Source organism: Solibacillus sp. FSL W7-1472, from assembly GCF_037969775.1.
Classification (GTDB): Bacteria; Bacillota; Bacilli; order Bacillales_A; family Planococcaceae; genus Solibacillus; species Solibacillus silvestris.
This window is the reverse complement of the sequence record NZ_CP150208.1, coordinates 1,533,515-1,545,929: the sequence shown is the minus strand read 5'-3', so window position 1 is coordinate 1,545,929 and position 12,415 is coordinate 1,533,515. Positions and strand designations below refer to the sequence as shown.

The following is a 12,415-nucleotide window of genomic DNA, read 5'->3' as shown; positions in this document are numbered from 1 at the left end:
TTTAAAAAGCGTTATCTATTCATTTATTGAAAGCAATTGCTTAGCGATTTCTTTCACATCCGCATCTTTGGATTCTTTTGCATAACGTCCAACAAGCTGTTCGATTTCCGTACCTCGCCAATACGCACGATCGAATGAGTGCAATGTCAGAATCGCCATGTACTGCAGATGGTCGTCAGTAGTTTTTAGCGCTTGCCCAATGAAATTCAGACCAACACCATTATACTGATCCAATTCTTCAATAAGAGATAAAACAACAACTTTCTGATCGTTCGTCAGTTCATTGAAATCTCCAAATGACTCCGTAATTCCTATTAGCCGTTCGATAATTTTCGGATCTTTTACAGCAAATAATGAATAATAATATTGTACGTTTTCCGGATTATTCTTTAATTTCTGAAATACGATGTCAGTAATATCCGCTTTATAAAATTGGGCTACTGCTAACGCCTCATCTTCATCGTCTTGGTCATTTTGCAGAATTTCCATCGCTTGCTGCAGCCATATAGGATTCCGGGAAATTTCTTCAATATTTTCTTCAACCGCGCGCTTTTCATGCGGTTTCCAGTTAGAAGAAAAGCGGTCTTCCCATGTTTCCTCATCATATTGCAAGTATTCATGAATTTGTGTCAAAATGTAAAACTGGTTGAAGGTACGGCAATGTGTTTTCGCATGGTGCGTATAGCGCATCAGAACTTGACCCGCGTATTCATACTCGTCCAATCTTTGGTACGCCCCTTCATATAGAAGAGCTAATATTATCGCCCCAGCACCGTCAAATATTTTCCCGGAAATAATTTTTTCATGCAGTTCAATATCAAGTTTACCTTTTTCAGCACACATTAATGCTGAGGCATTTCCCGGTACGGTATTTTTTAGACCTTCCAGTAATATCCACTGGCGAATTTCTTCATTTGAAGCATCCAGGAAATTCAATGCTTCGAGTTTACCCCAGTCCGAAACATTTTTCGCAATATACCACACCGTCTCATTACTGTTTGTTGTACCATTAGTCAATGCATATAACGCAACGCCGGTGAATTCTTCATGCAATGCAATCACTTTCAAGCGTTGCTTATACTCTTCACATTTCACAGTACCCAGAACAAGCAGTGCAAATTTAACGACTTCACGATGTGCCGCATGTTCCAGAAGCCAAATTGCCTCTTCTTTCACACGATTTTCATCCTTTTCCGCTTCATAAAACAGTTCCAGAAATTCATGGAAGTAGCTGATAACCTTTTCATCTTTAATTTTTTCGTAAGTTGCTTTCCGTGTCTGATCGTTCGGATTCACGACCTGTTCCAAAAATAACTTTATCAGCTTTTTAGTATAAAATGGCGTTACGGCTTCCTGATGAAGCTGGTCTGCAAACCCCGGTGCAAATTTCGGATGATGTTCATCATATAAAAACTCGTCATCCGGCAAATCTTTTGTTATAAGCTGCTGGTTCTGTTGAAATTGTTCTTCTAAAAAAGGAACAATGTACTCCTTATTTGTCCAAGGTAAAAAATGAAGTTTCAAAGCCTCATGCATCAGCTGTTTTCCATCCACTTTTACTGTTACATTCAATTTAACAAAACCGCCTATTTTCACATATACTTTATGTGTTTTACCGCTGTTTGATTGGAATGTTCCTTTCAGCGTTGAAAATGGTACAATATGCGACCAGATTGATTTCCGTACATTCTTTGCAATAATTTGTCCATCTACTTTTAATATTTCTTCCATCATGCCATTCATTACTTCTATTTGATGACCTTCAAAATCGAGGACCCAATGCTTTTCCACTTCTTTCGCAACATCGCTTTTGACATTGCGCATTTCCCGTTTAAATTCTTCTTTAAATCCCATTTGTTTGCTACCTTTTCCTCTCGTTCTATACAACTATCATAACAATCTTTGATAACTTTTTGTTAAATAGTTGTAAACTAACAAAATAGTAACATAAGTATTCAAATTATTTATGAGTATTGTTAGATAAAAAAAGGACTAGTATATTTACTAGTCCAAAAATCTATTATTGAGTTATTACAACTACTTTCCCGTTATGTTCACCCTTGATTACGGCATCAAATGCCTTGCCAGCCTGTTCTAACGGATAACTGTAACCAACAACAGGTTTGAGCTGTTCTGATTCAAGAAGCTTTGCCACACCATGAATCAGTTCCTGATGTTCTTCTGCAGACACATTAAACAGCACCATGCCCCGTACATCACAATCTTTTTGCATAATTAGACGAGGATTAATCTCGATTTCTCCACGGTTTCCGACAATAACGATTACGCCGTGCTTAGCAATCATCTGCAAATCGGTCTGCAGATTTTCGTTAGCCAGAAATTCAATAATAACATCTGGGCCTTTGCCGTCATTGGCTTCCAAAACTGCATTCATTGTTTCTTCTTTAATATGATCCAGCACGACATCCGCGCCGGCTTCTTTTACAAGCTGTTTCCCGGAATCACGGCTTGCTGTTCCAATCACTTTTGCACCTAAAGCTTTTGCGATTTGAACAGCCTGCAAACCTACAGCGCCACTAGCTCCGTGAATGAAAACCGTTTGCCCTGACTGCACGTTTGCTCTTCCAACTACTGCTCTGTATGCAGTCAATGCCGGAACTCCTAATGCTGCTCCTTGTTCAAACGAAATATGCTGAGGAATCGGATGAACAAAGCGGCATTCACAAACAATCTGTTGTGCGAATGTACCGGTCGCCTTACCATTCGGCAAGCTCGCGATAAATACTCGGTCCCCTACTTTTACGTTTGTCACTTGCTCGCCGATCTTTTCCACAATTCCAGCACCGTCTAGGCCTGGCGTATACGGAAGATTCGGTTTTATCGCATATGTACCTGTAGAAGTATAAACATCACTTGGATTCACGCCTGCTGCATAAAGGTTTATCAGTACTTCATTTTCAGCTGGCGTATGCAATTCTGCCTGCTCTACTACTAAATTTTCTGAAGTACCAAATTGATTGATTCGTATCGTTTTCACTAACTTCACCCCATTATCTATTTTGTATTAAGAATATTAGAAAAATTATCATTTGTATACAGATAGCTTCGCTTAAAAACATATGTAAATTATTTAAAATTGTAATATTTCAATTATTTAGTATGTATTGATATAAGAGGAGGAGAGAAATAATAAGAAAAATAATTTTATTGGTAGTTGTACTGGTGCTAAGTTTTGTACCAGTTGTTTCTGCAAAAGAACTTATGTCTACACCTTCAGGGATTGCTTATACCGATCTAAAGGACCGTGTGAATGAATATGCTTCGAAATACATCGGGACTTCTACAGCTGGAGCCAATGTACTGATTATAAAGGACGGAGAAATTTTCTTGAATACGTCGTATGGCTTTGCTGATGTTGAAAATCAGGTAAAAGTCACAACTGATACTGTATTTGAATGGGGCTCCGTTACGAAGCTTCTTGTGTGGACCAGTGTGATGCAGCTTGTAGAGCAAGGGAAATTGAAATTAGATGGAGATATTCGTACGTATTTACCGGAAGGATTTTTGACAAAAATACGGCATGATGCTCCGATTACAATGTTGAACCTTATGCACCATAATGCTGGCTGGGAAGAAAAATTTACAGATCTTTTCTATATGTCAGCAAACGAAATAAAGCCTTTGGAAGAAATGCTTCATATTACTGAGCCTTATCAAGTGCACGAACCAGGAAGTGTAGTCGCTTATTCAAACTATGGTGTAGCACTTGCAGGCTTTATTGTGGAGCAGCTTACAGAACAGCCCTTTTATGATTATGTGAACGAGCATATATTTTCTGTTTTAGGTATGAAGGACACAACGATTCATCCGACACAGGAAGATAACGACAATGTAAAAATAAAAAGAGATGACATTTATGGATATATTGTGAGCAGCGACGGTGAATTTACTATTTCTAAAAATGAACGAATCTTTATCGGTTTATATCCCGCCGGAAGTGCAATCGGTACAATCGAGGATGCAGCTAAATTCATGTTGGCTCTTATGCCGGTAGACGGCGAGAACAGCCCGTTGTTTCACAATAATCGTACATTAGATGAAATGCTGACGACAAGTGATGTTTATGACGATGGCGTACCACGTAATGCACATGGTTTTTGGAAAGGGCTATATACAGTTGAAGTGTTTGAACATGCGGGAAATACAGATAGTTTTTCGAGCAATTTTACCTTTTCAAAAGATAAAAATTTGGGCGTAATTGTTTTTACTAATCAGGCGGGTGAAGCAGGACTGAGTTACGGTTTGCCAACCCTTGTGTACGGGGAGTATTCTGCTGATGTTGGCAAGCAAACAATGCCAAATGCGCATGAGCTTGATGGAAGTTACTTTATGGCAAGGCAACCTTATAAAGGTTTCACTAAACTGTACAGCGCCCTTAGTATTGGTCATTTTGAAGCGACAGAAACAAACAGAGTGAATGCTTTTGGGATGGAGATTGAACAAATCGCGCCTTATCTTTATAGATCTTTAGATGATTACCGTATATATTTTCATGTTACGCTGAATGGTGGTAGCGTGGAAAAGATTTCAATGCCGACAAGTGATTTTTTGCCTGTCTCTCAAAATATGAAAATCATTAATATTTTTAGTATCATAGCGGCAGCTTTTAGTGGTTTGTATACGCTCATAGTTTTAGTGATTTTGTTTATCAAAAAAATCATCAATCGAAAAAAAGCAGTCAGAGGGACAGTTATAGATAAATGGGAATTGCTTTTACTTTCCACGAATATTATACCTTTTATAAATATCATAATTTTAGCATATAGAACTTTGAATTATGTTTCTTACTCAGCCTTAAAAATTCATTTTTGGCTGAATTTCGCATATATCGCCTTCGTAGCCATTTGTCTAGTAACGCTATTTTTAAACTGGAGAAAAATAAAGCCTGCAGGTGGGATAAAAATTCGCTATGTATGTTCATATATGTCAGCACTATTACTCGTCGTACTCATTCTTTGCTGGGAGCTCTATTATTAATTAATCCTTTTGCATTTGCACTTGCGTTTCAAGCTTTCATAATTATTCTATTTCATTATGTACCTGGTGCAGAAAAAAATTAGGATTGTCAATGCACCCGGTACATTCTTCATGAAATCAATTTTTTCGATCTATGATTTATTAAAAACAGGTTTTCGTTTTTCAAAGAAGGCTTCGACACCCTCTTTAAAATTTGCCGACTCAAAACACATTGCTTGTGCAAATCCTTCTAGCTCCATAGATTGGGACAGATCATCAAGAACACTTCTATTTACTAATTTCTTCATTAATCCTAGAGCCATTTGTGGACCTTCTGTAAGCTGTTCCGCTAATTTGTAAACTTCATTTGTCAACGACTCGTCTCCAACTACTCGATTAACAATCCCAAGATCTAAAGCCTGCTCGCTTGATACTTTGTCTCCCAAAAACATCATTTCAAGTGCCCGATGTCTTCCAATGAGTCTAGGTAAAAAGTAGATTGCACCTAAATCAGGAATTAACCCAACTTTTGAAAAGCTTTGAATGAATACAGCAGATTGATTTGCAATGATCATATCGCAAGCTAATGCCAGACTTACCCCTGCTCCAGCTGCCGCTCCGTTTACTGCAGCGATAACAGGTTTCTCAAGATTTACAATGGAAGAAATCATCTCATGTCCCGATTGCAGTCTCTTCCGTCCGGTTGCCCCATCAACCGCTTTTGACGCACTTAAATCCCCGCCCGCAGAAAACGTATTTCCTTCACCTGTTAAAACAATTACTTTCACATCATCATTGTTTTTAACTTCAGTAAAGAAATCTCTTAATTCTTCCCGCATTGGAAGGTCTAGCGCATTTCTCACTTGAGGGCGATTTAATTTAACGGTACAAACACCATTTTCTGCAGTTGTCACTTGTATCCTTTTGTTAAGCAAGCCGCTTCTGCCTCCTTCATTATTTCCCGGAAAATTATGACTATTCCGAAAATTAAAACCTGGATTCTGTACATTCTTGTAGTTATAATTGGTACGCTCCCTTACGTAAAACCGTTTTAAGTACCTTTCCTGTTGCATTTCTAGGCAAAGATTCCATAAATTCAATTGCCCGGGGTTTTTTATACGAGGCAATGCTATTTTGACAATATTGAATTACCTGTTCCTCAGTCATCTGTTTACCAGGCTTTAAGACAATAAATGCTTTGACAGCCTCACCCCATTGAGGATCGGGAATACCCACTACGGCAGCTTCCAAAATATCCGGATGAGCATATAAAACATCTTCCAATTCTTTCGGATAAATGTTTTCACCACCACTAATAATCATATCCTTTTTCCGGTCTACTACATAAATGAATCCTTCTTCATCCATTCGAACTAAATCGCCGCTATGAAACCATCCCCCTTTAAATGCTTCTTTTGTGGCCTCCTTATTTTTATAATATTCCTTCATTGTAGTGGGTCCCTGGTACACAATTTCTCCCACTTCTCCAATAGGCACATCATTCATTTCTTCATCCACGATTCTTACTCTTACATTTATAGAAGGTTTTCCAACTGATTCAGTCTTCCTTAGTGCATCTTCACCCGCTAAATATGTTGTGGAGGGACTCATTTCTGTCTGCCCAAATGCTTCTAAAATACTTGCATTTTTAAATACTTGCAAAATCTTCTTCTTTATTTCAATTGGACAGATTGCTCCTCCTAAAGCGCAGTTTGTCATCGAACTTAAATCATATTCTAATAAGTTTGGCACTTGAAACAGAAAATTCCACATCGCAGGAACCATAAACATTGTTTCAATTTTTTCATCCTGAATCGTTTTTAGAACAATATCCGGCTGGAACTCACGATGCAAAATAATTGTGCCTTCTATTAGACAATTTTGCAGAAGAGAGGATAGAGCTGCAACATGGAAAAGAGGAGGAATAATCAGTTGCTTTGCTCCCTTTCTAGGTGGAGAATGATAGAGTTTATTCATCGCATTCATATAATAATTTTTATGGGTTAACACTGCGCCCTTTGGTTTACCTGTTGTTCCTGATGTATAAATAATTGCATGTGCATGTTCGTCAGTGAATTTTACTTCCTCGTAGTCAGCAGGTGTACTATATATTGCCTCACATGAAATCATATTTGTTTGAAGTTCGGAATCCCCGCATTTAATTGGGACAATGAGTTTAACTTGAGGCAAGTTAATCGAGCGAATGCTTTCGATAAATTCTTCTTCAATAAATAAGATAGTTACATCGGATTGGTTAACGATATATTCAATCTCCTTAGAAACTAAACGGAAATTGATCGGGACAAAAACGCCACCACATAAAGAGACACCAAAATATAGCTCGACAAAGGGCAGTCCATTTTTCAGCAAACATCCAACTTTATCATTTACACCAATCCCTTGCGCTTGAAGCCATCCCGCTAAATGAATCGAACGCGTCAAAAGTTCCCGATAGGTTATACGACGATCTCCATAAATAAACGCATCCCTTTCAGGAACATTATGTGCAGCATATTTAAGCGCTTCCCCTATCAACAGTTGTTGGGACATCGATAATACTTTTTGTTCCATCTCCATCACCTTTCTTTCTAAAATTATTATTAAGTTGTTATTATTAATAAATATTCAATCGCTGATATGTTTAGAATGACTATTCTCTTTATAGAATGTCCACTCTATTTGTAAAGTCCAGAGAAAAATAAAACGACCCTTGCTCAAAAAAGCAGAGGTCGTTTATATTTTGCTTGTAATTGCTATATGACTAATTAAAAATCACCGGAAAAGTAAATATAACGAAAACCGCCCATATTCCGTATACGGGCAAATATTTCGTAACGGCATTTTGGATAGCAATCGGTCCGGATTTGTTTTGTAGAAAACGCATATAGGAAATCATAATCCATAGCAGATTTGCACAGATCAGTATATTTACACCTAAAACGGCGAGCCTATTAGGGGTAATACCATAAGAAGTAATCCTGAACATAATCGCTGATAATGCAACACTGTCAATGATGAGCGCAACAACGATTAATGCCATATTGACATAGTCAAAGATGCTCTTTTTACCATCCGGTTCTTTCTCGGTAATGGAGAATATTGTAACAGCAAGGACGCCAAGTAGTATTCCGTTGAAGGCAATCAGAAAGTCGCGGTCCAAAAACGGATTTTTTCCGACTGATATGACTGTTACGAGATATACGAGCAAAGTGATTAAAACTAAAGGGCTAAAAATTTTCGCTATAAATGGTGTAACATTTTTAGCAAGCTTTAGATTCATTGAAACGAGGTGCACACCTACTATTGCAAGTGCCGCTGCACCAAATAACACGACATTACTAAAATAGAAGTCCCCGATATTCAAGCCAATAAAGCTAAACAACTGCATCGTTAATAATGCAAGAACCATCCCACTTACTGCCATGCTGGCATAGAGAATACCATATTCTATATTAAATTTAATATATGCTAATCTTGTACTGCTTTGTAAATAATCATTTCCTGTATATGCAAGCCCTAACAATACCCATAAGAATATGGGGAAATGTAAATAAGCTAAAATAATGCTATCACTGTTGAAATCTAAGGGCAGCAAATTCAAATATACTCCCGAAACTTGAAATAAGGCTATTAAAGAATAAATAATACTTCTATTAGGAGTATGCTTGTAAACAAAATAGGCGGCAATAAAGGGAATAATACCAAATGCCAAATTAATGGGAGCAATTGTTTCCTGTTCGATAAAATGGAATATGATTCTCGTACTTACCCCTGCCATAATCGCTAGTATGCCCATGAAAATAAATCCATTTTCAAGCATCGACGACTTCTTTTCCTTTTCGCTGAAATTCAGTCTTTCATACCAAACACTCAGAATTGGAGAATCAGGATTTTGTTCCCATGCTTGTTTGAATGACTTGGTAAAAGCGTTCGGGTCTTTTCTATACATTCTCTCGAGTACATCGGGTTTAGTACTATTTTCAATAACCAAATTACTACTCTCCATTGAATTCCCTCCCTTTATTTCCGCTGTAATAGTTAACAGTCTTCATCACTTTTGTACTCTAAAATATCACCAGGCTGGCATTCTAACGCCTTACAAATGGCTTCTAAAGTTGTTAACCGGATTGCTTTTGCCTTCCCATTTTTTAATATAGAAAGGTTCGCCATCGTGATCCCCACCTTTTCCGAAAGTTCTGTTACGCTCATTTTCCTTTTTGCTAACATCACATCAATATTGATTATAATTGCCATTGCTTTTCACCTCAGACCGTTAAATCGTTTTCAGATTTAAAATTAATTGCTTCTTGTAAAAGTTTTTGAAGAACAGCTGCAAAGACTGCAATTACCAATGAAGCAAAAGGAACAATCAATCCGACAAAGATAACTCCTGGTGCGTCGTCCAATTCCGCAAAGACATAAAAAAGCGGTAAAACTAGCACATGCAAAACACTGATTGTTATCGCACAGTATTTTATTTTCATTAGAGGTTTCACAGCTAAATCGGAGAACGCTTTATTATTATCGATATAGCGTAAAAGTTGGAAAGCCTGATACAAAGCAAAGAAAAAAGGAATCGCCGAAGCATCGAAAGCAATGTAAACAAAATACTTTATGAAAGCAAAATCCGGAAGCATTTCAGCTGCAACATTTGCCAGCTCAGGAACTAAAAAGATACACAGCGCCAAAACTGGAATCCCCAAAAAAATAACAGCAACTTTTAAAAACAACGTAGTTACTTTTTCCATAAAAACGCACCTCACTTATTTATTTTCACTTTTGATCTTAATATACTATTTATCGATAATCAATAAATTTATATCAAATTTCGTTATTTATTTATTGCACATTAGTGTTCCACTTTAAATAAATTGCTTTCCTAACAAATAAAAAGCTTGGAAAAACCTTATTAATTAAGGCTTTCCAAGCTTTTACTAGCTGTTATTTAATTATTTTCACTTTGTCCCTCTTATTTTAGGAAGCTTAAAAAGTTAGAGAATGATGCTACAAGATCTTGATAATAACCAACCACTTTATCTTTTAATGCGATTTTATCAGCTTGATTTTGTTCCTTTTCAGGATCTACACTTATTTCTTCCGTTTCTGTTGGTACGGGTTCTTGTACTGGTTCTGAAACAGTGTTATCCCCTTCTTCAGTTACCTGCTCTGGAGTTTCTACAGTAGAAGGTAGCTCTTCAATATCTACATTTACTGGAGTTTCCAACGTTTCTTCAGTTTCAGTTGGTAGAACTGTATCATCAACCGGAAGATTTTGTGCCGTATCTTCCTCTACATCTGTTGGAACCGTTTCAACAACATCAGTATCAGCCTCAGTTGTTTCATCAATTACTGGAACATTTTCAGGTTCTTCATTAGATTGTTCAGAATCAATATTACTTAAATATTGTTCAATATGAGTTTGATAGTAGTTAATTAGGCTTTGATAGCTATTATCGATAAACTGATAAGATCCTTCTATCCATGAAGTAAAGTCACCTTCTGATGTTCCATCTTCTTCCTGGTTCTCTTCAGTTACAGGTGCTGCCGGTTCCTCCGTTGCACCTTCTTCTGCTTGATCTTCTTCAGTTACTGGTGCTGCCGGTTCTTCCGTTGCACCTTCTTCTGCTTGATCTTCTTCAGTTACAGGTGCTGCCGGTTCCTCAGTTGCACCTTCTTCTGCTTGGTCCTCTTCAGTTACCGGTGCTGCCGGTTCCTCAGTTACCTCTTCTCCTGCTTGATCTTCTTCAGTTACAGGTGCTGCCGGTTCTTCCGTTGCACCTTCTTCTGCTTGATCTTCTTCAGTTACCGGTGCTGTCGGTTCTTCAGTTGCACCTTCTTCTGCTTGGTCTTCTTCAGTTACCGGTGCTGCCGGTTCCTCAGTTACCTCTTCTTCTGCTTGATCTTCTTCAGTTACCGGTGCTGCCGGTTCTTCCGTTGCACCTTCTTCTGTTTGGTCTTCTTCAGTTACTGGTGCTGTCGGTTCATCAATTACCTCTTCTTCTGCTTGGTCTTCTTCAGTTACCGGTGCTGCCGGTTCTTCCGTTGCACCTTCTTCTGTTTGGTCTTCTTCAGTTACTGGTGCTGCCGGTTCTTCAGTTGCACCTTCTTCTGCTTGATCTTCTTCAGTTACCGGAGCTGCCGGTTCCTCAGTTACCTCTTCTTCTGCTTGATTTTCTTCAGTTTCACCCTCTTCTACTGGGTCATCATCAGACTCTGGTGCTGGTTCCTCATTTATACCTTCTTCTACTTGATCCTCTTCAGTCGCCGGTGTTTCTGGCACTTCTGCTACACCATCTTCAACAACCTCATCTGTTGTTTCATCTATATTATCTAATTCATCCGTAGTTTCGGTTTTTTGTTGGGCTACTTGGCTAACAAGCTTCCCTTTTTCAGGAGAACCTGGCAGGCTCTTTGCAAATTCAGACACTTTCTGTCCATGATTTTTTGCGTGTTCAATAATTTCCGGATTAACATCCTTTGCATCTAGCTCTGCTGCAGAAATAGGTGCACCAGCCGCTAAAAATGATGCAGCTATAAATGATGTTGACATCACTAGTGGCGCTACTTTCTTAGAAAAATTTTTATTCGCTGTTTTAGAGTCCATTTGTTTTTTATTCATTACTTGATCGCTCCTAATTCGTATTTTGTACTGATAGGATGGATTTTTCATTACTCCCGGTATTGATCGTTTCACCTCTGATTGAACCGAGTAAAATGATTCCTCAATTTTTTTGGCAGCACCATCTACTGCCTGTTAAGAATATACCAAAATTATATTACAATATTGTTTAACTCAGATTAAAAGAGCTGATGACTCCATTACGAATTTTTCGAATTTTGCAACATACGAAATAAAAAAGACAGCCAAAATCGTTCCCTTAAATTAGAATGATTACGCTTTCATACTTGCTCTGTATGTTATTTCATGTAATTTCCTTTACTGTATAACTAGGTTAAATTATTTTACATATATCTCATGTCAGTAAAAATTGTCTAAATAAAAAAGACATTTTTCTCCCTATTATTACTGTTTCTAAAACTTATTAATATGGAAAACCCCCAAATAATGCAGTTTATACAGTAAAACACCTTATGTATCACTTTTAACACCTTTGAAATATCAGGCGAGTTTCTTGGATTATTTTTTATATAACTTCCATGCGAAAGGCAAATATCAATTAAAAAGGCATTTTAATAATCCAAAGATGCAACGAACTCCTTAGATATCAAAATGCCTCACCAACTATTCTATTCATTTAAACAATCCTTTTGGTTGTACAAAAACCGTATTTTTTAAAGTTTTAATGGTAACTTCATAAAGGTGCTGCTTAAGGTCATCCCGATTTTCCATTCTAGTTTGCAGTGAAGAATATGAAATGACAGGTTCCATTCTTTTTATTACTTGAATAATTTCATTTGGATCTAACTGCTCGACCAT

General features: G+C 37.6%; 10 protein-coding genes. 1 reads left to right on the top strand and 9 read right to left on the bottom strand.

What is annotated here, in order from left to right; all coding sequences use genetic code 11:
* Positions 1-15: 15 nt before the first annotated feature.
* Positions 16-1,854 carry a hypothetical protein gene (locus tag MKY07_RS07500; protein WP_339264270.1) on the bottom strand — a complete coding sequence of 613 codons (1,839 nt, stop codon included), beginning with the start codon at positions 1,852-1,854 and terminating at the stop codon, positions 16-18.
* A gap of 166 nt (positions 1,855-2,020) precedes the next feature.
* On the bottom strand, positions 2,021-2,998 hold the full coding sequence (locus MKY07_RS07495) for an NADPH:quinone reductase (RefSeq protein WP_339264269.1): 978 nt from the start codon (positions 2,996-2,998) through the stop codon (positions 2,021-2,023).
* A 185-nt stretch (positions 2,999-3,183) separates the two neighbouring features.
* Between MKY07_RS07495 and MKY07_RS07490 the strand changes: the two genes are divergently transcribed.
* Complete coding sequence (locus MKY07_RS07490) at positions 3,184-4,998, top strand: serine hydrolase domain-containing protein (RefSeq protein WP_339264268.1); 1,815 nt, start codon at positions 3,184-3,186, stop codon at positions 4,996-4,998.
* Positions 4,999-5,129: 131 nt separating this feature from the next.
* On the opposite strand, the gene MKY07_RS07485 is transcribed toward MKY07_RS07490, so the two are convergent.
* The 7 genes from MKY07_RS07485 to MKY07_RS07455 form a co-directional block, all read right to left on the bottom strand.
* A complete protein-coding gene (locus MKY07_RS07485) occupies positions 5,130-5,912 on the bottom strand; it encodes an enoyl-CoA hydratase-related protein (protein ID WP_065217119.1) in 783 nt (260 codons plus the stop codon).
* Positions 5,913-5,994: 82 nt separating this feature from the next.
* Positions 5,995-7,548, bottom strand: coding sequence for a long-chain fatty acid--CoA ligase (locus MKY07_RS07480; RefSeq protein ID WP_339264267.1), 1,554 nt, complete (start codon positions 7,546-7,548; stop codon positions 5,995-5,997).
* Positions 7,549-7,738: 190 nt separating this feature from the next.
* The gene (locus MKY07_RS07475) at positions 7,739-8,983 is read right to left on the bottom strand and encodes a DUF4153 domain-containing protein (RefSeq protein ID WP_339264266.1); all 1,245 of its coding nucleotides are present in this window, start codon (positions 8,981-8,983) and stop codon (positions 7,739-7,741) included.
* A gap of 32 nt (positions 8,984-9,015) precedes the next feature.
* On the bottom strand, positions 9,016-9,231 hold the full coding sequence (locus MKY07_RS07470; protein WP_339264265.1) for a helix-turn-helix transcriptional regulator: 216 nt from the start codon (positions 9,229-9,231) through the stop codon (positions 9,016-9,018).
* 11 nt (positions 9,232-9,242) lie between these two features.
* The gene (locus MKY07_RS07465; RefSeq protein WP_008406511.1) at positions 9,243-9,725 is read right to left on the bottom strand and encodes a DUF2975 domain-containing protein; all 483 of its coding nucleotides are present in this window, start codon (positions 9,723-9,725) and stop codon (positions 9,243-9,245) included.
* 221 nt (positions 9,726-9,946) lie between these two features.
* Positions 9,947-11,596: a hypothetical protein gene (locus MKY07_RS07460; RefSeq protein WP_339264264.1), complete on the bottom strand. Its 1,650-nt coding sequence runs from the start codon at positions 11,594-11,596 to the stop codon at positions 9,947-9,949.
* 633 nt (positions 11,597-12,229) lie between these two features.
* On the bottom strand, positions 12,230-12,415 hold the full coding sequence (locus MKY07_RS07455) for a hypothetical protein (RefSeq protein ID WP_008408944.1): 186 nt from the start codon (positions 12,413-12,415) through the stop codon (positions 12,230-12,232).

Coding starts and splice junctions, on each gene's coding strand:
- MKY07_RS07480 (WP_339264267.1), bottom strand. CDS start 7,548: ATGGAACAAAAAGTATTATCGATGTCCCAACAACTGTTGATAGGGGAA.
- MKY07_RS07455 (WP_008408944.1), bottom strand. CDS start 12,415: ATGGTCGAGCAGTTAGATCCAAATGAAATTATTCAAGTAATAAAAAGA.
- MKY07_RS07500 (WP_339264270.1), bottom strand. CDS start 1,854: ATGGGATTTAAAGAAGAATTTAAACGGGAAATGCGCAATGTCAAAAGC.
- MKY07_RS07460 (WP_339264264.1), bottom strand. CDS start 11,596: ATGAATAAAAAACAAATGGACTCTAAAACAGCGAATAAAAATTTTTCT.
- MKY07_RS07470 (WP_339264265.1), bottom strand. CDS start 9,231: ATGGCAATTATAATCAATATTGATGTGATGTTAGCAAAAAGGAAAATG.
- MKY07_RS07465 (WP_008406511.1), bottom strand. CDS start 9,725: ATGGAAAAAGTAACTACGTTGTTTTTAAAAGTTGCTGTTATTTTTTTG.
- MKY07_RS07475 (WP_339264266.1), bottom strand. CDS start 8,983: ATGGAGAGTAGTAATTTGGTTATTGAAAATAGTACTAAACCCGATGTA.